Origin of the sequence: Massilia sp. CT11-108 (genome assembly GCF_047302915.1) — a bacterium.
Classification (GTDB): Bacteria; Pseudomonadota; Gammaproteobacteria; order Burkholderiales; family Burkholderiaceae_D; genus Telluria; species Telluria orientalis.
Window position 1 is genome coordinate 1 of the sequence record NZ_JBKYMO010000038.1, and the last position, 21608, is coordinate 21608.

Below are 21608 nucleotides of genomic sequence, written 5' to 3' on the forward strand. Positions count from 1 at the left end.
CCCCCCCCCCCCCCCCCCCCCCCCCCCCCCCCCCCCCCCCCCCCCCCCCCCCCCCCCCCCCCCCCCCCCCCCCCCACGACCGTACGCCCTCGAAACGCATCCATTGACGGTGCGCGCAACGATCGCCGGAAAGGTGTACGATACGCCGCTTTGCCGCCGCCGGACCGGCATCGTCACGCATGTGGCCGGCTTCGAGTACACACCATGACCAATACCCCTGATCAATCGCCTCTTGGCAAAAACTCGGCCTACCAGACCGAATACGCGCCGGAGCTGCTGTTTCCCATCCCGCGCCAGCAAAAGCGCGACGAACTCGGCCTGGCGGGCACGCTGCCCTTCTTCGGCGTCGACATCTGGAATGCCTATGAATTGTCGTGGCTGAACATGCGCGGCAAGCCGCAGGTCGCCATCGCGACCTTCACGGTGCCGGCCGATTCGCCCAACATCGTCGAATCGAAATCCTTCAAGCTGTACCTGAATTCGTTCAACCAGACCCGGCTGGCCAACACGGACGCCCTGCTGGCCCTGCTGCGCGAAGACCTGTCGAATGCGGTCGGCGCGCCCGTGCACGCGGCGCTAACGCTGCCCGAAGAGTTCGACAAGCTCAAAATGGGCGAGCTGGACGGCCTCCTGATCGACCGCCTCGACGTCGAGATCGACAATTACAGTCCGTCGCCGGAACTCCTCAAGGCCAACCACGAGGAAGCCGCGGTCGAGGAAACCCTCGTGTCGCACCTGCTCAAATCGAACTGCCTCGTCACGGGCCAGCCCGACTGGGGCAGCGTGCAGATCCGCTACGTCGGTCCGCAAATCGACCAGGAAAGCCTGCTGCGCTACCTGATCGGTTTCCGCGAGCACAACGAATTCCACGAGCAATGTGTCGAGCGCATCTTCACGGACATCCTGCGCCAGTGCAAGCCGAACAAGCTGGCGGTCTATGCCCGCTATACCCGGCGCGGCGGCCTGGACATCAATCCGTGGCGCGCCAATTTCAGCACCGCCAAACCGCCGAATTTGCGTGCCGCGCGCCAATGAACAATGCGGATGGGTGATTTTTGATCGTTCGTCCCCATCTACAGTGTACGTTTCCGGCGACATCCTTCACGAGGTTTCCGGATGTGTAAAACGGCAACTCAGCGCTAGAAAAATCGGCAAAAGAGGCCCCGGGAAGATGTTTCATGCGTGAAACCCGGGATTTCGTGGCGGAAATTGCGCTCGCCGGAACGCCGGGTACGGGGTCTTTACGCAAAGGTTTGCGGCAGGGATCACACAGGCGTCGAACGGCGTGCAAAATCGAATTACACGGCCATAAAACAGGCCTATAATTCCCGCTCGCAAGCACCCAGGGTGCACCGCAATAGAAGCGTGTTATGACTAATCTAAGCAAAATCCTCTCGCTCGAGAACGTGCAGCTGGACATCGAAGTGTCGAGCAAGAAGCGCGCCTTCGAGCAGGCCGGCCTGATCTTCGAGAACAACTGCGGCATCGCCCGCTCCACCGTGTCGGACAACCTGTTCGCGCGCGAGCGTCTCGGGTCCACCGGACTCGGTCATGGCGTCGCCGTGCCGCACGGTCGCATCAAGGGCAGCAAAAGCCTCAAATCGCCGCTGGCCGCGTTCGTGCGCCTGGCCGAGCCGATCCCGTTCGAATCGCCGGACGGCCAGCCGGTGAAACTGCTCTTTTTCCTGCTCATCCCGGACCACGTCACGCAACAGCACCTGGAAATCCTGTCGGAGATCGCGGAACTGTTTTCGGATGAGGCAATCCGCACGGCCTTGAGCACGGACACGGATCCGAAGTCCGTCTACGAACGCATCATCAACTGGCAACCGAGCCTGCAAGCCCTCGGCTGACCTTGCGAAAGCGACCATGCTGCAGACCCCGCTGACCATCCAACGGCTGTACGACGACAACCGCGACAGCCTGCAACTGGGCTGGTTCGCCGGATTTCCAGGCGGAGAACGCCAGATTTCCGGCGACGCCGTCTCCGCCGCGGACCAGGTCGGCCACCTGAACCTGATCCACCCGGGCCGCATGCAGGTGTTCGGTCACCAGGAACTGAATTACTACCAGCGCCTGAAATCCGGGTCGCGCAGCCACCTGATCGGCGAACTGATCGCGGGCGGTCCGCCGGCGCTGTTCATCGCGCAGGGTCTCGACACCCCGCCGGACATCCTCGCCATCTGCGACGAGCAGAACATCCCGCTGTTCTCGACGCCGCTGCCGGCCGCGCAGGTCATCGACTACCTGCGCGTGTATCTGTCGAAGAAGCTGGCGCAGCGCGTCATCATGCACGGCGTGTTCATGGACGTGCTGGGCGTCGGCGTGCTGATCACGGGCGACTCGGGCCTCGGCAAGAGCGAGCTGGGCCTGGAACTGATCTCGCGCTCGCATGGCCTCGTCGCCGACGACGCCGTCGAATTCTCGCGCATTGCCCCGAACATGATCGAGGGCCGCTGCCCGCCGCTGCTGCAGAACCTGCTCGAAGTGCGTGGCCTGGGCCTGCTGGACATCAAGGCGATCTTCGGCGAGACGGCGGTGCGCCGCAAGATGCGCCTCAAATTGATCGTCCACCTGGTCAAGCGGGGCGCGCTGGACGAGGAAGTCGAACGCCTGCCCTTCCACTTCCCCACCGAGGACGTGCTGGGCCTGCCGATCCGCAAAGTGGTCATTCCCGTCGCGGCCGGCCGCAACATCGCGGTGCTGCTGGAAGCCGCGGTGCGCAATACGATCCTGCAGCTGCGCGGGATCGATACGCTGCAGGAGTTCATGGAACGACAGCGACAAGCAATGAGCAGCGATTAGCGCTGCAGTGGAGTGCGGGCCAAGCATGGCCCGCCCGTTCCGCAGGCGCGGAGCGGTGCTCCGCGAAACCCCTGCTCCACCAGCGACAAGCAATGAGCAGCGACTGAGCATACGAAAGTTCAGTCCAGGAATCCGCTCCCCACGGCACTGTTGCAAATACCTCATCCATAAGCCTTGTGCGATGCGGCAAAGACTTGCCGATGCTATCATCGCGCCATGCGCATCCTACTCATCACCGGTATCTCGGGCTCCGGTAAATCCGTCGCCCTGAACGTCCTCGAAGACGCTGGCTACTATTGCGTCGACAACCTTCCCCCCGCCCTGCTGCCGGCGCTCGTCGGCAGCATCGAAGGCGACGAAACCAGACGCATCGCCGTCGCCGTCGACGCGCGCAGCGCGGAGTCGCTGGCCGAGCTGCCGACGACGGTCGCTGCGCTGCGGGAGGAAGGCCACCAGGTGAAGGTGATCTTCCTGACGGCCAGCACGCACTCGCTCGTCGCCCGTTTTTCCGAGACGCGCCGCAGCCACCCGCTGTCGCACGAACTGCGTCCGGGCGAGAACCCGGCGTCGCGCCGCACGCTGATCGAATGCATTTCGGAAGAACGCGACCGGCTGGGGCAGATCGAGAAGATGGGCCACGTGATCGACACGTCCGAACTGTCGGCCAACAAGCTGCGCGCATGGATCAAGGAACTGGCCGAGGTCGCCTACGCGCCGCTGACGCTGTATTTCGAATCGTTCGCATTCAAGCGCGGCGTGCCGCTCGATGCCGACTTCGTGTTCGACGTGCGCGCCGTGCCGAATCCGTATTACGACCTCACCTTGCGCCCGCTGAACGGCAGGGACGCGCCCGTGATCGCCTTCCTCGACGCCCAGCCGCAGGCGGCCGAGCTGCTGTCCGACATCCGCGCGTTCATCGCCAAGTGGCTACCGTCGTTCAAGAAGGACAACCGCAGCTATCTCACCGTGGCCGTCGGTTGCACGGGCGGCCAGCACCGCTCCGTGTACATGGCGGAGCGGCTCGGCGCATATTTCAGCGACACGGAACGCGTCGTCGTGCGCCACCGCGAGCAGCCCTGATATGCCCTAGGCGTGGGCACCCGGTGCCCACCCAAGTACGCCGTCGAACGTCGTGCCGGCCCGGATTCGCAGCGAAGCGCGATCACAAATCGCGTAGCGGATGCGCGTGCCCGGGCCAGACGGGCGCGAAGAACCACGCGACCATCTCCGGCGTGACCGCATCGAGCGTGGGCGGATTCCACTGCGGCGCATTGTCCTTGTCGATCACGAGCGCGCGCACGCCTTCGAGCACTTCGCCGTGTTCGAACGTGCGGCGCACGAGCGAGCGCTCCATGCGCAGGCAGTCCGCGACGCCGAGCGCCGCGCCGCGCACGAGCATCTCGCGCGTCACGGACATCATCAGCGGCGAGCGCTGGCGCAGCGTGGCCAAGGTCTTTTGCGCGAACGGGCTCGCATCCGTCTCCAGCGACGCCATCACGGCCGCGACGGAGTCCGCGCCGAAGTGGCGGTCGATCGCGTCGCGCTGCGCTTCCAGTTCGCTCGCGCCGGCCGGGAACGGCGCGGCGAACGCGCGGATCGCGGCGGGCAGTTCCGCGCCCGGCGTCGTCTCGATCAACGCGCGCAGCGCATCCAGCTGCGCGCCCGGCACGAACACGTCGGCCAGGCCGACGTAGATCGCATCGGCCGCGCCGATCGTCACGCCCGTCACGCCGAGATAGTGGCCGAGGCGGCCCGGCGCGTGCGACAGGAAGTGGCTGCCGCCCACGTCCGGGAACAGGCCGATGTTCACTTCGGGCATGGCGATCTTCGAGCGCTCCGTCACGATGCGCAGGCCGCAATCCGGCCCGCCCTGCGCGATGCCCATCCCGCCGCCCATCACGACGCCATCCATCAGCGCAATGTACGGCTTCGGATAAAAGTGGATCAGGTGGTTGAGCGCGTATTCCTCGGTGAAGAAATCTTCCAGCAGCGGGCTGCCGGTCTGCGGCGTGGCGCGGCCGGCCTCGTGGAAAAAGCGGATGTCGCCGCCGGCGCACAAGGCCTTTTCGCTGCTGCTTCCGATGACGACGGCGTCGATCGATGCATCGTCGCGCCAGGCGAGCAGCGTGGCGGTGAGCGTGCGGACCATGTCCAGCGACAGCGAGTTCAGCGCCTTCGGGCGGTCCAGGGTGACGATGCCGCTGCGGTTGGCAACCCGCGTCAGAACGTGTGCAGTCATGTCTCGTTGTTATTGAAATAATCAGAGCAGCATTGTAGCGCCCATAAAAACTAAAAGGGCGCCGATGCGCCCTTTACTCCTTGGTGCTACTGCACGCGTGGCATTACGCCGCGGCGGGCTCCTCCTCCCCACCTTCGGACATGCGCTTGATACACGCGTTGTCATGATCCTTGAGCATTTGCTTGTACTTGACGACCTGGCGGTCCAGGCGGTCCATCAGCATGTCGATCGCGGCGTATAGATCGTGCGCGGCACTGGCGACATGGACGATCTTGCCCGCGAGGCGCAGGTTGATCTCGGCTTTCTGGCGTTTTTCTTTCTCGGTGAGATTGTCGATGCAGAGGATGACGTGTGAGTCGATCACTTGATCGAAATGACGGGTGATGCGTTCGAGCTTGTTCTGTACGTATTCTCGGATGGCTGGAGTTACATCGAGATGATGTCCGCTGATTGTGAGATTCATACACACTCCTTTGAAGATGCACTGCCTGCCGTGCGCGCATCGTGCGCAATGGGACAGTGTTTGTTACAAGGATTTGCGGAGACTGACGGGCGGGATTTTCAGCGCCTCACGGTATTTTGCGACCGTGCGTCGCGCGATGACCATTCCCTGTTCCCCTAGCATCTCCGCGATCTTGCTATCGGATAATGGATTCTTGGGGTCTTCTGCTCCTGTGAGTTGTACGATGAGGGCCCGTATTGCCGTCGACGATGCTTCGCCTCCCGCTTCGGTGGCAACGTGACTCCCGAAGAAATACTTCAACTCGAACATGCCGTGCGGGGTCAGCATATATTTCTGAGTTGTGACTCGAGAAATTGTGCTCTCGTGTAGACCTAGTGTATCAGCTATCTCACGTAAAACAAGGGGCCGCATCGCGACTGCGCCATGGGAAAAAAAGTTGCGCTGGCGATCGACAATTGCCTGGGCTACACGCAGGATCGTGTCGAAGCGCTGGCGCATGTTCTTGATGAGCCACTTGGCTTCCTGCAACTGCGCGTTCATCTGCGTTTCCGATTTGCCCTGCTTCATCAGCGACGCGTACAGGCTGTTCACGCGCAGGCGCGGCATCACTTCCGGATTCAGTTGCACGCTCCAGCCATCCTTGGCGCGGCGCACGATCACGTCGGGCACGACGAAGTCCGACACGTCCGACGCGAACGCCGCGCCCGGATGCGGATTGCACTGGCGGATGACGGCCTGGGCTTCGCGCAGGTCTTCGTCGTCGCAATCGAGCGCCTTCTTCAGCTTGTTGAATTCGCGCTGCGCGAACCACGTCAGGTATTTCTCGACGATGACGAGCGCCATGCGCCGCGTCACCATCGGCACGCCGGGCATGCGGCGGATCTGCAGCGCCAGGCACTCGGCCGCGCTGCGCGCGCCCACGCCCGGCGGGTCCATGCTCTGCACCATGGCGAGCGCCGTGCGCAATTCGTCGAACTCGATCTCCAGTTCTTCCGGCAGGCGCGCATGGATGTCTTCCAGCGGTTCTTCCAGGTAGCCGTTGTCGTCGAGCGCATCGACGACGAGTTCCACGAGCGCGCAGTCGCGCGCCGCGCAGCACGTCAGGCGCACCTGCTCCATCAAATGCTCGCGCAGCGTGACGGGGCTCGCTTCCAGCTGCGGGCGGCCGTCCTCGTCCTCGCCGCCGCTGCCGCTGCCGCTGCGGCCGTATTCGCCCCAGTCCTCGCCGCCTTCGCCGCCGCTTTCTCCGCTGTCGCCGCCGGCGTCACCGCCTTCGCCATTGCCGCTCTCGGCGGGCGCACTGCCGCCTTCGTCGCCATTGCCCTGCGCGGCCGGCGCCTCGCCCGCCTGTGACGAGGACGGCGCGCTGTTGATAGCGCCGTCGGCCAGCAACCGTACGGAGCGGTCGAGCGGATCGTCGAGCCGTTCGAGCAGCGGGTTCTCGCTCAGGACCTGCTCGATTTCCTGGTGCAGCTCGAGCGTGGACAACTGCAGCAGGCGGATCGATTGCTGCAGTTGCGGCGTCAGTGCAAGGTGCTGTGAGGTCTTGAGTTGCAGCGTCTGTTTCATGACTACATTCGGAAGTGTTCGCCCAGGTAGACGCGGCGCACCGATTCGTTGGCGATGATGTCGTCGGGACGGCCCGATGCCAGCACCGCGCCCTGGTTGATGATGTAGGCGCGGTCGCAGATGCCCAGCGTCTCGCGCACATTATGGTCCGTGATCAGCACGCCGATGCCGCGCTCCTTCAGGAAGCGCACGATGCGTTGGATCTCGATCACGGCGATTGGATCCACGCCGGCGAACGGTTCGTCCAGCAGCACGAAGCGCGGATTGGTCGCGAGCGCGCGCGCGATCTCCACCCGGCGGCGTTCACCACCGGACAGCGACAGCGCCGGGCTCTCGCGCAGCTTCTCGATCTGCAGCTCGGCCAGCAGCTCGTCGAGACGTTCGGTGATGCGCGCCTTGGTGAGCGACTTGCCGTTCTCGCGCTGCAATTCCAGCACCGCGCGGATGTTCTCTTCCACCGTCAGCTTGCGGAACACGGACGCTTCCTGCGGCAGGTACGACAGTCCGAGCAGCGCGCGCCGGTGGATCGGCAGGCCCGTGATGTCGGTGCCGTTGATGTCGATGCTGCCGGCGTCCGACGGCACGAGGCCCACGATCATGTAGAACGAGGTCGTCTTGCCTGCGCCGTTCGGGCCCAGCAGGCCGACCACTTCGCCGCACGCCACCTGCAACGACACGTCGCGTACGACCAGCCGCTTGCCGTAGCTCTTCTGCAGTCCCTTGACGACGAGGGTGCTGCCGCCGCATTCGGCCGGCGCGGCCTGCGTGCCTGCTTCCATTGCGCTTGCCTCCGTCATTGCTTGCCTGCCGGAGCGGGAGCGGCGCCGGCTGCAGGGGCGCGGCGCGGCTGCAGCGTGATGCTGCCGCGGCCATTGCCCGGCTTGTCCGTGCCGTTGGCGTCGTTCAGGCCGAGCAGCTTCTCGTTGCGGTTGTCGTAGGAGATGAATTCGCTGGCCATCTCCTGCGTGACCTTCTTGCCCTCGAGCTGGCGGATGACGGCCTTCGAGAACAGCTTCACGATGTCGTTGCGTTCGTCGTATTCGATGCGCTGGGCCTGGCCCTCGCCCCACAGGTCCGGGCCGCCGTCGCGCTTCTGGCGGAAGGTCGCGAGCTTGCCGGGATTGGCCGTGAGGATGAAGGTGCGCCAACCGTCCGGCGATTCCTTGACCTCGGCGCGGTCGGACTTCAGGATCATGGTGCCGCGCGTGATGACCACGTTGCCGGTGGCGACGTAGTTCTGCGTGACCTGGTCGACGTTGGCGTTGTCGAACGCGATGTCGACGGGCTTGAGCGCGTCCGCCTTCTCGGCCGAGGCAGCCAGCGGCACCAGCAGGAAGATGGCGGCGGCGAGTATTTTTTTCATTCGATAGTCCTTTTTAGTGACTTGCGCGCGACTGGCGTGGCGGATAGGTGACCTTGCCGCGGCCACCCAGCGCGATCTGCTGCGTGGCGTTGTTGGCGACCATGCCCACCGCGTCGACCGATGCGGCGCCGAGCGTCATGTGGATCGGCTTGTCGGTCTTCGCGATCTCGTCGTCCGGCAGGATCGTCAGGACCTCGGTGCGGATCCGCATCGGCTCCGCACCCGGGGCGGCCGGACGCCGGATGTCGACATTGCCCGTCAGGTCGATCTGGTTCTGGTTCTGGCTCACGAGCGCGCTGTTGGCCGTCATCGTCATCGGCGGATGCTCGTCGGTGAGGCTCTGCACGACCGGCTTGTCCACGAGCGCCGTGTTGTCGACGGGGCGGTGCGTGAGGCGCTCTCCCGAGATCACGTAGCGCGGCTTGCCGGCCTCCGACATGCGGACCCAGCTGAAGTTGTCGACGATGTAGTCCGGCTCGTTGCCCGCGTTGAAGCCCGGCCCGTTCTCCCCGCCCTGCATCACCTGCACGAGCCAGAAGCTGCCGAACGCGCAGAACACGGCGAACAGCATCAGGAGCAGCAGGCGCCAGCGGTGCGCGGTACGCTTGTAGCTTGCGGGAGCCATATCTCTCTTATCCGAAGTAAGGCGCGAGCGCCTGTTCGTAGGTGCCCTGGGCGCGCATCACCATATCGCACACTTCGCGCACGGCGCCGCGGCCGCCCGGGTTCTTCGTCACGTAATGGGCGCGGTGCTGCACTTCCGGATGCCCGCTCGGCACCGTCACCGCAAAGCCCACGCGCGAGAGCAGCGGCAGGTCGATCACGTCGTCGCCGATGTAGCCGCACGCCTCCGCCGTCACGCCGGTTTTATCCAGCAGCTCGGCGAACGCGAGGCGCTTGTCGTGCTGGCCCTGGAACACGTGCGTGATCCCGAGGTCGCTTGCGCGCTTGATGACGATGGGCGACGTGCGTGCGCTGATGATCGCCGTCTGCACGCCGGTGCGATTCAGCAGCTGGATGCCGAGACCGTCCAGCACGTAGAACGTCTTCGTGACTTCGCCGTCCGGGCCGTACGTCAGGCTGCCGTCGGTGAGGACGCCGTCCACGTCGAAGATCATGACTTTGACGCGCGCCGCGCGCTCCATGTGTGCCAGCGGAGTCACCATCAGATCACCTTGGCGCGCGTGAGGTCGTGGATGTGCAATGCGCCCACCAGCACGCCGTCCGCATCCGTGACGAGCATCTGGTTGATGCGGAATTCTTCCATCACGGCGACGGCATCCACCGCCAGCTGTTCCGGATGCACGCGGCGCGGGTTCGGGTGCATGACGTCGCGGATCGCGAGCTTGCTGAAATCCTGGACCTTTTCGATCAGGCGGCGCAGGTCGCCGTCCGTGAACACGCCGACGGGGCGGCCGGCATCGTCGACGATGGCCGTCATGCCCATGCCCTTGTGCGAGATTTCCAGCAGCGCGTCCGTGAGGAGCGCGTCCGGTTTCACCGTCGGCACTGCGGCGCCGCTGCGCATCACGTCGCGCACGTGCGTGAGCAGGCGGCGGCCGAGCGCGCCGCCCGGATGCGAGCGTGCGAAATCGTCCGGTTTGAAGCCGCGCAGCTCGAGCAGCGCGACGGCGAGCGCATCGCCCAGCGCGAGGGTCGCGGTGGTGCTCGCGGTCGGCGCCAGGTTAAGCGGGCAGGCTTCCTTCTCGACGGCCACGTCCAGGTGCACGTCCGCCGCCAGGGCCAGGCTCGACTCCGGCTTGCCGGTCATCGCGATCACGGGCACGTTCATGCGTTTGACGGCCGGGATCACGATGGCCAGTTCGCTGCTTTCGCCGGAATACGAGATGGCGATCAATACGTCCTGCGAGGTCACCATGCCGAGGTCGCCGTGCGCGGCCTCGCCCGGGTGCAGGAACAACGCCGGGGTGCCGGTGGAGGCCAGGGTCGCCGCGATCTTGCGGCCGATGTGGCCCGACTTGCCCATGCCCGACACGACGACGCGGCCCTTGCACGCCATCATCAGCGCGACGGCGCGCGGCACGCTGTCGTCGCGGTCGAGGCGCGCGGACAGCTTGCGGATCGCCTCGCCTTCGACATCCAGCGCCTCGCGGGCCAGATCCAGCGCGCGCCGTGCCTGGGCCTCGTTAAAACTTGTCAGCATTATTTTTTCATCGGTTACACTCATAGGCAAAGTATATCCGAATTGGGAAAGCAAAAAACTTGCCAGACATAACAAACAACATATTTACGGGACCTCGCCGTCGCGCTCCATGACCTCAGGCCTCGAACTCACCCTCCTGTTGCTGGGCAGCGCAGTCCTCGGCGTCGTCGCGTTCCGGATGCTGCACCTGCCGCCGATGCTGGGCTATCTCGCCGTCGGCGTGCTGATCGGCCCCCACGCGCTGAACCTCGCCGACAACGGCACCACGACGCAGGCCCTGGCCGAATTCGGCGTCGTCTTCCTCATGTTCTCCATCGGGCTGGAATTCTCGCTGGCCCAGCTGCGCGCCATGCGCCGCATCGTGTTCGGGCTCGGGCTCGCGCAGGTCGTGCTGACCATCGTCGTGACGGTACTGGCGTCGCTGTGGACGCGCTACCTGCCCCCGTCGATGCAGATCGGCTGGCAGGCCGCGCTGGCGCTCGGCGGGGCGCTGGCGATGTCGTCGACGGCCATCGTCTCGAAACTGCTGACGGAACGGCTGGAGCTGGAAAGCGAGCACGGACGCCGCATCATCGGCATCCTGCTGTTCCAGGATCTCGCCGTCGTGCCGCTGCTGATCCTGATCCCGTCGCTGGCGAAACCGGCCGAGGAACTCGCGATGACGCTCGCGTGGGCCGGCATCAAGGCCGCCGCCGTGCTGGCGCTGCTGCTGTTCTTCGGCCAGAAGCTGATGCGCAAGTGGTTCAACATCGTCGTCAAGCGCCGCTCGCAGGAACTGTTCATGCTGAACCTGCTGCTCGTGACGCTGGGCGCGGCCGCGATCACGGAACACGCCGGCCTGTCGATGGCGCTGGGCGCGTTCGTGGCGGGCATGCTGATCTCCGAGACGCCCTATAAACACCAGGTGGAGGAGGACATCAAGCCGTTCCGCGACGTGCTGCTGGGCCTCTTCTTCATCACCATCGGCATGCTGTTGAACGTGCAGCTCGTGCTCGCGAACTGGTGGGTCGTCCTGCTCCTGCTGGCCGTGCCCGTGCTGCTGAAATTCGCGCTGATCGCGCTGCTGGCCAAGGCGTTCGGTTCGACCGACGGCGTCGCGATGCGCACGGGCCTCGCGCTCGCGCAGGCCGGCGAATTCGGCTTCGTGCTGCTGAGCCTCGCCTCGGGTTCGCACCTGATCGCGCCGTTCGTGATCCAGCTCGTGCTCGCGTCGATGGTGCTGTCGATGCTGGTCGCCCCGTTCGTCATTGCGAACATGGACAAGCTCGTGATGAAGGTGGCGACCAACGAATGGATGCTGCAGTCGCTGCAGCTGACGCAGATCGCGAGCCGTACGATGGCCACGCAGAAGCACGTGATCATCGCCGGCTTCGGCCGCAGCGGCCAGTCGCTGGCCACCCTGCTGTCGGAAGAAAAGCTGCCGTGGTACGCGCTCGACCTCGACCCCGAGCGGGTGCAGGAAGCGCGCACGGCCGGCATCAACGTCTCATACGGCGACTGCACGCGCCGTGAAGCGCTGATCGCGGCCGGTATCAACCGCGCCAGCGCCCTCGTGATCACGTTCGCGGACACGCGCCTCGCGGTGAAAGTGCTGCACCTCGTGACCGAGCTGGCGCCAAAGCTGCCCGTGATCGTGCGCGCCCACGACGACACGGAACTCGACGTGCTGAAACGGGCCGGCGCCACCGAGGTCGTGCCGGAAGCGCTGGAATCGAGCCTGATGCTGGCCTCGCACGCGCTGGTCGTGATGGGCGTGCCGCTGCGCCGCGTGGTGCACCGCGTGCAGGCCGCGCGCGACGAGCGCTACGCCTCGCTGCGCGGCTTCTTCCACGGCGCCAGCGACATCGCGGACGGCACGGAACACAACTACGTGCGCCTGCATTCGGTGACCCTGCGCGACGACACCGGCGCCGTCGGGCGCTGCATCGCGGAGCTGGAACTGGACGAAGTGGGGGCCGAAGTCACGGCCGTGCGGCGCGGGATCGACCGTATCGAGCCGACGCCGGAGACGGAATTGCGGGCGGGGGATGTGGTGGTATTAAGAGGAACCGGAAACGCGGTAACCCGAGCGGAAGGCCGATTGCTGCGGTAATTGCGTTGGGTGGGCTCCCCGAGCCTACGTTGATGCGACGACGCGGTTCCGGCCGCCCTCTTTCGCCTGATACAAGGCCTGGTCGGCCTGGGCGACGAGCTGCTGCGCCACGCCTTCGATCGCGTGGTCCCGCTCGAAATCGTCGAGGGTCGCCACGCCGATCGACACCGACACCGCCAGCGTCTGCCCTTCCGGCATCACGAACGGCTTCTCCGCCACGCTGGCGCGGATGCGCTGGGCGACCATGCTGGCGCTGCCCAGGTCCGCGTCGATCAGCAGCACGACGAATTCCTCGCCGCCGAAGCGGCCCAGCGCATCCGTCATGCGCAGTTCGGCCTTGATGCGCGCCGCGACTTCGCGCAGCACGTCGTCGCCGGCCAGGTGGCCGTACGTGTCGTTGACCTGCTTGAAATAATCGATGTCGATGTACATGCACGACAGCCGGTACGCCTGGCGCCGCGCGCGCGAAATCTCTTCGACGAGGCGGCGGTCCATGTAGCGGCGGTTGTAGACGCCCGTCAGCGCGTCGGTCAGGCCGATGTACTTCAGCATTTCGTTGCTGATCACGTTCTCCAGGCAGATCGCGATGATCGACCCCATGTGCTCGACGAAGTCCGTCCCCAGCAGCGGCGTGAAGCGGCCCGGGTCGCGGCTGCCCAGGTTCAGGCTGCCGATCAATCGTTTATTGCGCAGCAGCGGCACCAGCGCCACGCTGGCGATGCCCGCGGGCGGATGGGGAAAGGCGTGGCGTTGCGTGGCCGCGTCGAACGGTATCAGCCGTGGTTTCGGCGTGCGGCCGGCGGTCAGGTCATACCCGAGACCATCGACATTGTCGTGGAACAGCAGGTTGGGAAACGCCTCGAAATCCACGCCCAGCTTGTCCATGACGGTGTAGATGTCGGCGTCCGTGTCGACGAGCGACAGGGTGACGGCATCGAGGTCGGACACCACGGGCAGGAGGCGGAAGATCGTGCCGACCAGTTCCTGGAAAGTGCTCGCGCCGACGATTTCCAGGTCGAACGCCTGGTGCCGCATCATGATGGCGTGATTGCCCTCGGCCTGGTCCATCAAACTGGCCAACTGGCGGCGCAAGGCCTCGTTCTCGGCGATGAGTTCGCGCACACTGGCGCCGCGCTCGTGCATGTGTGGTTCCCCTTCAGCAAGAACCCTAATTTACGCGAACTTACGCGGCTTGAAAACGAAAATGATGAGGTAAGGCTAACAATATTGCCAAGATGTCATCTCAATGTTGCGCGTACCGCGTCCCAGGCCCGGTCCAGCAGCGGCGGCGCCAGCAGGTGGACGGCGCGGGGCACGACGTCCAGCCGCACGTCCGCCCCGAGCGCGGCGAGGCGTTCGAACATGCGTTCGCTGTGCTGCACGGGCACCGTCCCGTCCCGGCGGCCGTGCACGAGCGTGACGGCCGTACGCCGCTCCCAGACGTCCGGCAGCGGCGCGCAGCGTCCCGCGACGGCGACGACGTGGCGCGCGAGATAGCGGTCCCGGCACGCGGCCAGCGCCATGATCGCGCCCTGCGAAAAACCCGCCAGCACCGTGTCATCCGCGCCCACGCCATGCGCGCGCTGTAACGCCTCGATGGCCGCGACGAATGCCGGCAGCGCGGCACGGATGCGGCCCGGACGATTCTCTTCCGTGATGCCGGCCACCGACATCCATTGAAAACCGGCGCCGCCGCGGTCGCAGGGACAGGCGGCCGGCGGTACGACCACGCGCGCGTGAGGATCATGGATGGTAATCAGGTCGGCCAGCGGCGCCATGTCGGCGGGCGTCTGGCCGGCGCCATGAAGCAGGATGATCAGGGAATGCATCCGCGCAGTCTAGCGCATCCGCCGCATATCGATATACGCCCACCGACTCAGGCGTTTTCCAAATTAACAAGCGCGAAACCATTCGTTCCCCGGGGCCCCGCTCGTCGATACCATCCTGCCAATCATGACTTGTCATGACAGGACATACCAGACCATGACCCACGCCATCCTTCGCGCCATCGAACCATCCGCCGTCCCGCTGTATTCGCAAGTCCGTGAACGGCTGCGCGAGCGCATCGTCGACGGCACCTATGCCCCGCAGGCCCGGCTGCCGTCCGAAAGCGAGATCGGCACCCTCTTCAAAGTGAGCCGCATTACCGTGCGCCAGGCGCTGGGCGACCTGCAGAAGGAAGGCGTGATCGTGAAGGTGCCAGGCAAGGGCACGTTCGTCGCGGCGACCCGCCCGAGCCAGGAACTGGCGCGGCTGGAAGGCTTCGGCGAAGCGATGTCGCGCAAGGGCCACCGGATCGTCAACCGCGTCGTGAAGCATGCGCTGGTCGAGGCAACGCCCCTGGTGGCGGCGCGGCTGCGCGTGGCGCCGGGCGCGCCGGTGACGGAGATCCACCGCGTGCGCTGGCTCGATTGCGAGCCGGTGTCGTTCGAGATCACGTACCTGCCCCCCGCGATCGGCGAGCGCCTGCGCGGCGAGAACCTCGCTGAACGCGACATCTTCCTGATCCTGGAAACCGACTACGGCATCACGCTCGGCCACGCCGACATCCAGATCGGCGCGGTCAATGCAGATCACGCGTTGTCCGAGGCGCTGCGCGTGGAACCGGGTGCCGCGTTGCTGCGCATCGAGCGCCTGACGTGGACGGCGGACGGCATGCCGCTCGACTTCGAATACCTGTACGTCCGCGGCGAAGCCTTCCAGTACGCCCTGCGCCTGCCGCGCCATCCCTGACATTCATTTAACTGGAACCGATATGGAAACGCATATTCAAACCGTCGACGTGCTCGTGATCGGCGGCGGCACGGCCGGCCCGATGGCCGCCGTCAAAGCCAAGGAAGCGAACCCGCAGCTGCGCGTGCTGCTGCTGGAAAAGGCCAACGTCAAGCGCAGCGGCGCAATCTCGATGGGCATGGACGGCCTGAACAACGCCGTCGTGCCCGGCTTCGCGACGCCCGAACAGTACGTCAAGGAGATCACGATCGCCAACGACGGCATCGTCAACCAGGCCACCGTGATGGCGTACGCGCAGAACAGCTACGCGATGATCGAGGAGCTGGACAGCTGGGGCGTGAAGTTCGAGAAGGACGAGACGGGCGACTACGCGATGCGCAAGGTCCACCACATGGGCACCTACGTCCTGCCGATGCCCGAGGGGCACGACATCAAGAAGGTGCTGTACCGCCGCCTGAAACGGGCACGCGTAGCGATCACCAACCGCCTCGTCGCCACGCGGTTGCTGACCGCCGAAGACGGCTCAGGTGCCAGCAAAATCGCGGGCGCGATGGCCTTCGATTGCCGCACGGGCGACTTCCACGTGATCCGCGCGAAGTCCGTCGTGCTGGCGACGGGCGCCGCCGGACGTCTCGGGCTGCCCGCCTCGGGCTATTTGTTCGGTACCTACGAAAATGCGACCAATGCGGGCGACGGCTACAGCATGGCGTACCACGCGGGCGCCGAGCTGTCCGGCATCGAATGCTTCCAGATCAACCCGCTGATCAAGGATTACAACGGCCCCGCCTGCGCGTACGTGACCGGCCCGTTCGGCGGCCACACGACCAATGCGAAAGGTGAACGCTTCATCGAATGCGATTACTGGAGCGGCCAGATGATGCAGGAGTTCTACGACGAACTCCAGGGCGGCAACGGCCCCGTGTTCCTCAAGATGAACCACCTGGCCGAGGAAACCATCCAGACCATCGAGACGATCCTGCACACGAACGAGCGTCCGAGCCGCGGGCGCTTCCACGAAGGGCGCGGCACGGACTACCGCGAGCAGATGGTCGAGATGCACATCTCGGAGATCGGCCTGTGCAGCGGCCACTCCGCGTCCGGCGTGTGGGTCGACGAGCATGCGCGCACGACGGTGCCGGGCCTGCACGCGGCCGGCGACCTCGCCTGCGTGCCCCATAACTACATGCTGGGCGCGTTCGTCTACGGCCGCCTGGCTGGCGAAAGCGCGGCCGCGTACTGCGCGGCGCACGAACTGCCCGCCGTCGACGAGGCCCAGGTCGAGCGCGAGCGCGCCCGCGTGTGGGCGCCGCTGACGCGCGAGGACGGGTTGCCGCCGAACCAGGTCGAGTACAAGCTGCGCCGCATGGTCAACGACTACCTGCAGCCGCCGAAGGTCACGCGCAAGATGGAGATCGGCCTGCAGCGCTTCGAGATGATCCGTGCCGACCTCGATCGCCTGCAGGCGAGGAATCCGCACGAGTTGATGCGCGCGATGGAAATCCACGCGATCCGCGACTGCGCCGAGATGGCCGCGCGCGCGTCGCTGTACCGCACGGAGAGCCGCTGGGGCCTGTACCACAACCGCGTCGACTACCCGCAGCGCAACGATGCCGACTGGTTCGTGCACGTGCAGCTGAAGAAGCAGGACGGCGAAATGACCTGTTTCAAGCGCCCGGTCGCCCCATACATCGTTCCGCTCGACGACAACGAGAAGGACGCCTACCGCCGCCTGCGCGTGCACAAGACCGAAGCCCTCGCGGCCTGACCAGGAGAACCTCATGCCGACCACCATCAACATCACCAGCGTCCCCGTCACCGTCGACGAAGACAAATGCATCGCACACAAGGGCTGCACCGTGTGCGTGGACGTGTGCCCCCTCGACGTGCTGGCCATCGACATGGTCAAGGGCAAGGCGTACATGAAGTTCGACGAATGCTGGTACTGCATGCCGTGCGAGAAGGATTGCCCCACGGGTGCCGTGCACGTCGACATCCCCTATCTGCTGCGCTGAACATACTACGGAGAACAATCAATGAAATTCCTTGCCCTGTCCCTGCTGCTCGCCTTCGGTTCCGCCAACGCGGCCGAGACCATCCGCGTCGCCATCGGCACGCAGGACACGACCATCAACTGCGCCACCGGCGGCCTGCTGATCCGCGAGCTGCACCTGCTCGAAAAATACCTGCCGCACGACGGCAAGTACAAGGACGTCAAGTACGACATCGAGTGGAAGAATTTCACGTCGGGCGCGCCGCTGACGAACGAGATGGTGGCCGGCAAGCTGGACCTGGGCTCGATGGCCGACTTCCCCGGCTCCTTCAACGGCGCCGCGCATGCCAAGGCGGGCAAGAAGAGCATCTTCATCACCGTCCTGTCGGGCAGCACGCTCGGTTCCGGCAACGGCATCGTCGTGCCGAAGAACTCGCCCGTGCAATCGCTGGCGGAACTGAAGGGCAAGACGATCTCCGTGCCGTTCGCCTCCACCGCCCACGGCATGCTGCTGCGCGCCGTGAAGGCGCAAGGCTGGGATCCGGAGAAGGACGTGAACATCACGACGCAGGCGCCGGAAGTCGCCGGCTCGGCCCTGCAGAGCAACAAGGTCGACGCGCACGCCGACTTCGTCCCGTTCGCGGAGTTATTCCCGCACCGCGGCTTCGCCCGCAAGATCTACGACGGCTCGCAAGCCCAGGCGCCGACGATGCACGGCAGCCTCGTCGACGCGGCGTATGCGAAGAAATACCCGGAAGTCGTCGTCGCCTACCTGCGTGCCGCCATCGAGGCGGACCGCCTGATCGCGGCCGAGCCGGAAAAATACAGTGAGCTGATCGCGAAAGTCACCGGCATCGAAGCGGAAGTGAACTATCTATTCCACGGCCCCGTGGGCCTGCAGACGCGCGACTTCACGTGGAAGCCGGAGTATCGGCAAGCCGTGAAAACGTCGATCGAGACCCTGCGCCTCCTGAAGCGGACCGATTCCGACATCGACGTGAACAGCTTCATCGACGATACCTTCATTCGCACTGCCTTCAGGCAGGCCGGCCTGGACTACGACAAGCAGTTGAAGAACTACGAGAAGCTGCCGCTGAAGGCCAAGGACGCGGTGACGGGCAAACCGATCACGGACTTCCGCCACCTCACGCAGATCTGGGTGCAAGGCGAGCCGCTCGTACGCCACTACGCGAACGCAACGACCGCGATCGCCGAGCTGCGCAAGCTGGAACAGGCGGGCAAGAAGGCGCGCACCGTGTATGCCCACGACCAGGGCTCGGGCCTGAAGCTGCTGGCCCGCGACGCGTGGTTCGTCGTCGCGGCCGACGGCAGGGACGTCAGCGCTTACCTGCTGAAGGCGGATGCGCAGACGCAGGCCGCCAAGGTGAAGGGCAAGGTCGTCGATTTCGATACGCTCAAAGCGGGCAAGCCGATCTGACCATGGACGCCACCGCCACCCGCCCCATCGACCCGGCCCTGCTGCGCCGCGCGGGCCGCCTGCTGCTGCGCACGCTGTCGCTCGTCGCCTGCGTGGCGGCCTGGCACTGGGCCTCTTCGCACCACCTCGACCTCGGCCTGGTTTCTTTCCAGAACGTGCCGTCGCCGAAGGACGTGCTGGACGCCGCCACGACCTTGATCGAATCGCCCAAGCTGGCGCTGCACCTGAAGGCCAGCGTGTGGCGCGTGTTCGCCGGTTTCGTGGCGGCGGGCATCGTCGGCATCGGGCTCGGTCTTTTCATCGGCCGTTCGCGGCTGCTGGAAGACGTGCTGCTGCCGCCGCTGGAAATGTTGCGCCCGATCCCGGCCGTCGCCTGGATCCCGCTGGCGATCCTGATGTTCCCGTCGTCGGAACTGTCGATGGTGTTCATCACGTTCATCGGTGCGCTGTTCCCGATCCTGCTGAACACGGTCCACGGCGTGGAAGGCGCCGACCCGCGTCTCGTCGCCTCGTCGCGCAGCCTCGGCGCCGGCCGCTGGACCATCTTCTCGGAAGTGATCCTGCCGGCCGCGGCGCCGAACATCGTCACGGGCCTGTCGATCGGCATGGGCACCGCGTGGTTCTGCCTCGTGACGGCGGAGATGATCTCCGGCCAGTTCGGCATCGGCTACTACACGTGGGCCGCGTACACGATCCAAAACTATCCGGACATCGTCGTCGGCATGCTGTTCATCGGCGTCATCGGCATGGGCAGCAGCGCGCTCGTGAAAAAGATCGGCGACCTTGCGATGCCCTGGTACCACATGCAAAGGAAAAAGCGATGAACCAGACGACCAACTTCGAACGCGCGCAGCTGGCGCAGGGCGGCGCCATCGAGATCGACAAGCTGGGCATCCGCCTCGGCGAGGGAGCGCAGGCGTTCGACGCCGTGCAGGACGTATCGCTGTCCATCGCGCCGGGCGAATTCGTCTGCGTGCTGGGTCCGTCCGGCTGCGGCAAGTCGACCCTGCTCGGCGCGCTGGCCGGCCACTGGACGCCGAGCCGCGGCAGCATCCACGTCGACGGCGCGCCCGTCGCGGGACCGCATCCGGACCGCGGCCTCGTCTTCCAGCAGCACACGCTGTTCCCGTGGAAGAAGGTGCTGGACAACGTCGCCTTCGGCCTCAAGATGCAGGGCGTGGGCCGGCGCGAGCGGCGCGAACGGGCGCGCGAGCTGCTCGGCCTCGTGGGCCTAGCCGGCTTCGAGGACCGCTATCCGATCCAGCTGTCGGGCGGCATGCAGCAGCGCGTGGAGATCGCGCGCGTGTTGATCAACCATCCGCGCGTGATGCTGATGGACGAGCCGTTCGGCGCGCTGGACGCGCAGACGCGCCTGAAGATGCAGGAACTGCTGCTGGACGTGTGGGCGCGCGTGAACACGACCATCATCTTCATCACGCACGACATCGACGAGGCGCTGTTCCTCGCCGACCGCATCCTCGTGATGAGCCCACGGCCGGGCCGCATCATCGACGAGATCCGCCTCGACTTCGAACGCCCGCGCCATCCGGACGTCATGACGTCGAACCACTTCACGCGCCTGAAGCGCCACTGCCTGGACCTGCTGCACCCGCAGGCCAGCATCACGCCGCTCGCGCGCCTGAGCCCCCTGGGCCCTCTCTGAACTCTGCCATGCAAGGACACACCGTGACTTCCGATTTTTACGACGACCCCGAACTCGCCGAACCGCATTTTTCTCTCCTTGAGCGCCTGCAGGATAAAGATGCCACGGTGCGCCGCATCGCCCTGATGGACCTGGCCGACCTGGACGGCGACGCCCACGTGCCGCTACTGCTCGCCGCGCTCGGCGACGATGCCGCCGTCGTGCGTACGGAAGCGGCGCGGGCGCTGGAAGCCTTCGAATCGCCGGCGACCGTGCGCGGCCTCGCACGCCTGCTGTCGGACGAAGATGCCGACGTGCGCGCCGCCGCGGCCCAGGGCCTCTCCGAACTGAAGCTGCAGGAATCTGCACAGGAACTGCTGCCGTTCATCGGCGCGATTGAGCCCTTCGTGCGTGCGGCCGCGCTGCGCGGCGTGCGCGAACTGCGCGTGCCGGACAGTTTTGCGCCCGCGCTGGCGGCCCTGGACGATGCCGACCCGCTCGTGCGCCGCGAAGCCCTGACCGTGCTGGGTTACCTGAAACGCCGCGATGCGGTCGACGCGCTGACGCGGCTGGCGATCCAGGATCCGGTGCCGGAAGTCCGCCGCGCCGCGGCCGGCGCGCTGGGTTTCGCGGAAGAGATGCCCGCCGTGCTGGTTGCCCTGCTGGCGGCCTTGTCCGACCAGGCGTGGCAGGTGCGCGAGGAAGCGGCGACGACACTCGGCAAGCTGCGCCTGCGCGACGCGGCGCCGGCCCTCATCGCCGCGCTGGACGACGCCTACTGGCAGGTGCGCCTGCGCGCCGCCCGCAGCCTTGGCCGCCTGCGCAATGTGGATGCCCTGCCCGGCTTGACCGCGGCGCTCACGCACACGATCGGCAATCTGCGCAAGGAAGCGGCGCTGGCGCTGGGCGAGATCGGTTCGCCGGCCGCCCTGCCCGCGCTGCGCGCGGCGGAAAACGACCCGGATCCGGAAGTGCGCAAGTCCGTGCGCCTCGCGCTGCAGCAGATCGGGGCGCAAGCATGACGGCGCTGCCGGAGACCATCGAGAACCACGCCGCGCAGGGCGTGCTGGCGCTGCACTGGCCGGACGGCCGCAGCGCCCGCGTGACGCA

At 65.8% G+C, this 21608-nt stretch carries 23 protein-coding genes; 13 read left to right on the top strand and 10 right to left on the bottom strand.

The features are described from left to right. The 5 genes from ACEN88_RS05940 to rapZ all read left to right on the top strand — a co-directional run. The coding region (locus tag ACEN88_RS05940) for a hypothetical protein (RefSeq protein WP_413337877.1) at positions 1-208 on the top strand (208 nt) is incomplete at its 5' end. Beyond that, the gene (gene queF, locus ACEN88_RS05945) at positions 205-1035 is read left to right on the top strand and encodes an NADPH-dependent 7-cyano-7-deazaguanine reductase QueF (RefSeq protein WP_413337879.1); all 831 of its coding nucleotides are present in this window, start codon (positions 205-207) and stop codon (positions 1033-1035) included. The genes ACEN88_RS05940 and queF, both read left to right, overlap by 4 nt. A gap of 335 nt (positions 1036-1370) precedes the next feature. Continuing rightward, positions 1371-1853, top strand: a complete 483-nt coding sequence (locus ACEN88_RS05950; protein ID WP_259448148.1) for a PTS sugar transporter subunit IIA — start codon at positions 1371-1373, stop codon at positions 1851-1853. A 16-nt stretch (positions 1854-1869) separates the two neighbouring features. Further along, positions 1870-2805, top strand: a complete 936-nt coding sequence (hprK, locus tag ACEN88_RS05955; protein WP_036238906.1) for an HPr(Ser) kinase/phosphatase — start codon at positions 1870-1872, stop codon at positions 2803-2805. Positions 2806-3021: 216 nt separating this feature from the next. Then, on the top strand, positions 3022-3885 hold the full coding sequence (gene rapZ, locus ACEN88_RS05960; RefSeq protein WP_413337882.1) for an RNase adapter RapZ: 864 nt from the start codon (positions 3022-3024) through the stop codon (positions 3883-3885). Positions 3886-3967: 82 nt separating this feature from the next. On the opposite strand, the gene ACEN88_RS05965 is transcribed toward rapZ, so the two are convergent. The 8 genes from ACEN88_RS05965 to ACEN88_RS06000 form a co-directional block, all read right to left on the bottom strand. Next, on the bottom strand, positions 3968-5044 hold the full coding sequence (locus ACEN88_RS05965; protein WP_413337884.1) for an enoyl-CoA hydratase/isomerase family protein: 1077 nt from the start codon (positions 5042-5044) through the stop codon (positions 3968-3970). A gap of 103 nt (positions 5045-5147) precedes the next feature. Next, positions 5148-5507, bottom strand: a complete 360-nt coding sequence (hpf, locus tag ACEN88_RS05970) for a ribosome hibernation-promoting factor, HPF/YfiA family (RefSeq protein WP_036238902.1) — start codon at positions 5505-5507, stop codon at positions 5148-5150. A 63-nt stretch (positions 5508-5570) separates the two neighbouring features. Beyond that, positions 5571-7076, bottom strand: a complete 1506-nt coding sequence (locus ACEN88_RS05975) for an RNA polymerase factor sigma-54 (protein ID WP_413337886.1) — start codon at positions 7074-7076, stop codon at positions 5571-5573. A gap of 2 nt (positions 7077-7078) precedes the next feature. Beyond that, complete coding sequence (gene lptB, locus ACEN88_RS05980; RefSeq protein WP_413337888.1) at positions 7079-7855, bottom strand: LPS export ABC transporter ATP-binding protein; 777 nt, start codon at positions 7853-7855, stop codon at positions 7079-7081. A gap of 14 nt (positions 7856-7869) precedes the next feature. Continuing rightward, positions 7870-8439, bottom strand: a complete 570-nt coding sequence (gene lptA / locus ACEN88_RS05985; RefSeq protein WP_413337890.1) for a lipopolysaccharide transport periplasmic protein LptA — start codon at positions 8437-8439, stop codon at positions 7870-7872. Between the two features lie 13 nt (positions 8440-8452). Beyond that, a complete protein-coding gene (gene lptC, locus ACEN88_RS05990; protein ID WP_413337892.1) occupies positions 8453-9064 on the bottom strand; it encodes an LPS export ABC transporter periplasmic protein LptC in 612 nt (203 codons plus the stop codon). A gap of 7 nt (positions 9065-9071) precedes the next feature. Then, positions 9072-9605, bottom strand: coding sequence for a KdsC family phosphatase (locus tag ACEN88_RS05995; RefSeq protein WP_413337894.1), 534 nt, complete (start codon positions 9603-9605; stop codon positions 9072-9074). Next, the gene (locus tag ACEN88_RS06000; protein WP_413337896.1) at positions 9605-10627 is read right to left on the bottom strand and encodes a KpsF/GutQ family sugar-phosphate isomerase; all 1023 of its coding nucleotides are present in this window, start codon (positions 10625-10627) and stop codon (positions 9605-9607) included. Before ACEN88_RS06000 ends, ACEN88_RS05995 begins: the two co-directional genes overlap by 1 nt. An 85-nt stretch (positions 10628-10712) precedes the next feature. Here ACEN88_RS06000 and ACEN88_RS06005 point away from each other — a divergent pair, with 85 nt between their 5' ends. Then, complete coding sequence (locus ACEN88_RS06005) at positions 10713-12695, top strand: monovalent cation:proton antiporter-2 (CPA2) family protein (RefSeq protein WP_413337898.1); 1983 nt, start codon at positions 10713-10715, stop codon at positions 12693-12695. Between the two features lie 24 nt (positions 12696-12719). On the opposite strand, the gene ACEN88_RS06010 is transcribed toward ACEN88_RS06005, so the two are convergent. Then, positions 12720-13838, bottom strand: coding sequence for a DUF484 family protein (locus ACEN88_RS06010; RefSeq protein WP_413337899.1), 1119 nt, complete (start codon positions 13836-13838; stop codon positions 12720-12722). Positions 13839-13933: 95 nt separating this feature from the next. Then, positions 13934-14524 (bottom strand): prolyl oligopeptidase family serine peptidase, encoded by a 591-nt coding sequence (locus tag ACEN88_RS06015; protein WP_413337901.1) that lies wholly within the window; start codon positions 14522-14524, stop codon positions 13934-13936. A 154-nt stretch (positions 14525-14678) separates the two neighbouring features. Here ACEN88_RS06015 and ACEN88_RS06020 point away from each other — a divergent pair, with 154 nt between their 5' ends. Genes ACEN88_RS06020 through ACEN88_RS06050 form a run of 7 tightly spaced genes read left to right on the top strand, consistent with a single transcriptional unit; the run spans position 14679 to position 21520 of the window. Beyond that, complete coding sequence (locus tag ACEN88_RS06020; protein WP_413337903.1) at positions 14679-15428, top strand: GntR family transcriptional regulator; 750 nt, start codon at positions 14679-14681, stop codon at positions 15426-15428. A gap of 22 nt (positions 15429-15450) precedes the next feature. After that, a complete protein-coding gene (locus ACEN88_RS06025; protein WP_413337905.1) occupies positions 15451-17193 on the top strand; it encodes a fumarate reductase/succinate dehydrogenase flavoprotein subunit in 1743 nt (580 codons plus the stop codon). Between the two features lie 13 nt (positions 17194-17206). Then, entirely contained in the window at positions 17207-17440 is a 234-nt protein-coding gene (locus ACEN88_RS06030; RefSeq protein WP_036238885.1) for a ferredoxin family protein, read from the top strand. Positions 17441-17461: 21 nt separating this feature from the next. Next, the gene (locus ACEN88_RS06035; RefSeq protein ID WP_413337908.1) at positions 17462-18856 is read left to right on the top strand and encodes an ABC transporter substrate-binding protein; all 1395 of its coding nucleotides are present in this window, start codon (positions 17462-17464) and stop codon (positions 18854-18856) included. Positions 18857-18858: 2 nt separating this feature from the next. Next, positions 18859-19680: an ABC transporter permease gene (locus tag ACEN88_RS06040; RefSeq protein ID WP_413337910.1), complete on the top strand. Its 822-nt coding sequence runs from the start codon at positions 18859-18861 to the stop codon at positions 19678-19680. Further along, the gene (locus tag ACEN88_RS06045; RefSeq protein ID WP_413337911.1) at positions 19677-20519 is read left to right on the top strand and encodes an ABC transporter ATP-binding protein; all 843 of its coding nucleotides are present in this window, start codon (positions 19677-19679) and stop codon (positions 20517-20519) included. Before ACEN88_RS06040 ends, ACEN88_RS06045 begins: the two co-directional genes overlap by 4 nt. A 23-nt stretch (positions 20520-20542) precedes the next feature. Next, positions 20543-21520, top strand: coding sequence for a HEAT repeat domain-containing protein (locus ACEN88_RS06050; RefSeq protein ID WP_413337913.1), 978 nt, complete (start codon positions 20543-20545; stop codon positions 21518-21520). Positions 21521-21608 lie beyond the last annotated feature (88 nt).

Bases quoted from the DNA above. Each gene is read 5' to 3' on its own strand.
- ACEN88_RS05975 (WP_413337886.1), bottom strand. From the start codon at position 7,076: ATGAAACAGACGCTGCAACTCAAGACCTCACAGCACCTTGCACTGACG.
- hprK (WP_036238906.1), top strand. From the start codon at position 1,870: ATGCTGCAGACCCCGCTGACCATCCAACGGCTGTACGACGACAACCGC.
- ACEN88_RS06030 (WP_036238885.1), top strand. From the start codon at position 17,207: ATGCCGACCACCATCAACATCACCAGCGTCCCCGTCACCGTCGACGAA.
- rapZ (WP_413337882.1), top strand. From the start codon at position 3,022: ATGCGCATCCTACTCATCACCGGTATCTCGGGCTCCGGTAAATCCGTC.
- ACEN88_RS06040 (WP_413337910.1), top strand. From the start codon at position 18,859: ATGGACGCCACCGCCACCCGCCCCATCGACCCGGCCCTGCTGCGCCGC.
- hpf (WP_036238902.1), bottom strand. From the start codon at position 5,507: ATGAATCTCACAATCAGCGGACATCATCTCGATGTAACTCCAGCCATC.
- lptB (WP_413337888.1), bottom strand. From the start codon at position 7,855: ATGGAAGCAGGCACGCAGGCCGCGCCGGCCGAATGCGGCGGCAGCACC.
- ACEN88_RS05965 (WP_413337884.1), bottom strand. From the start codon at position 5,044: ATGACTGCACACGTTCTGACGCGGGTTGCCAACCGCAGCGGCATCGTC.
- ACEN88_RS06045 (WP_413337911.1), top strand. From the start codon at position 19,677: ATGAACCAGACGACCAACTTCGAACGCGCGCAGCTGGCGCAGGGCGGC.
- ACEN88_RS06025 (WP_413337905.1), top strand. From the start codon at position 15,451: ATGGAAACGCATATTCAAACCGTCGACGTGCTCGTGATCGGCGGCGGC.
- ACEN88_RS06010 (WP_413337899.1), bottom strand. From the start codon at position 13,838: ATGCACGAGCGCGGCGCCAGTGTGCGCGAACTCATCGCCGAGAACGAG.
- lptC (WP_413337892.1), bottom strand. From the start codon at position 9,064: ATGGCTCCCGCAAGCTACAAGCGTACCGCGCACCGCTGGCGCCTGCTG.
- ACEN88_RS06000 (WP_413337896.1), bottom strand. From the start codon at position 10,627: ATGAGTGTAACCGATGAAAAAATAATGCTGACAAGTTTTAACGAGGCC.
- ACEN88_RS05995 (WP_413337894.1), bottom strand. From the start codon at position 9,605: ATGGTGACTCCGCTGGCACACATGGAGCGCGCGGCGCGCGTCAAAGTC.
- lptA (WP_413337890.1), bottom strand. From the start codon at position 8,439: ATGAAAAAAATACTCGCCGCCGCCATCTTCCTGCTGGTGCCGCTGGCT.
- ACEN88_RS06005 (WP_413337898.1), top strand. From the start codon at position 10,713: ATGACCTCAGGCCTCGAACTCACCCTCCTGTTGCTGGGCAGCGCAGTC.
- queF (WP_413337879.1), top strand. From the start codon at position 205: ATGACCAATACCCCTGATCAATCGCCTCTTGGCAAAAACTCGGCCTAC.
- ACEN88_RS06035 (WP_413337908.1), top strand. From the start codon at position 17,462: ATGAAATTCCTTGCCCTGTCCCTGCTGCTCGCCTTCGGTTCCGCCAAC.
- ACEN88_RS06020 (WP_413337903.1), top strand. From the start codon at position 14,679: ATGACCCACGCCATCCTTCGCGCCATCGAACCATCCGCCGTCCCGCTG.
- ACEN88_RS05950 (WP_259448148.1), top strand. From the start codon at position 1,371: ATGACTAATCTAAGCAAAATCCTCTCGCTCGAGAACGTGCAGCTGGAC.
- ACEN88_RS06015 (WP_413337901.1), bottom strand. From the start codon at position 14,524: ATGCATTCCCTGATCATCCTGCTTCATGGCGCCGGCCAGACGCCCGCC.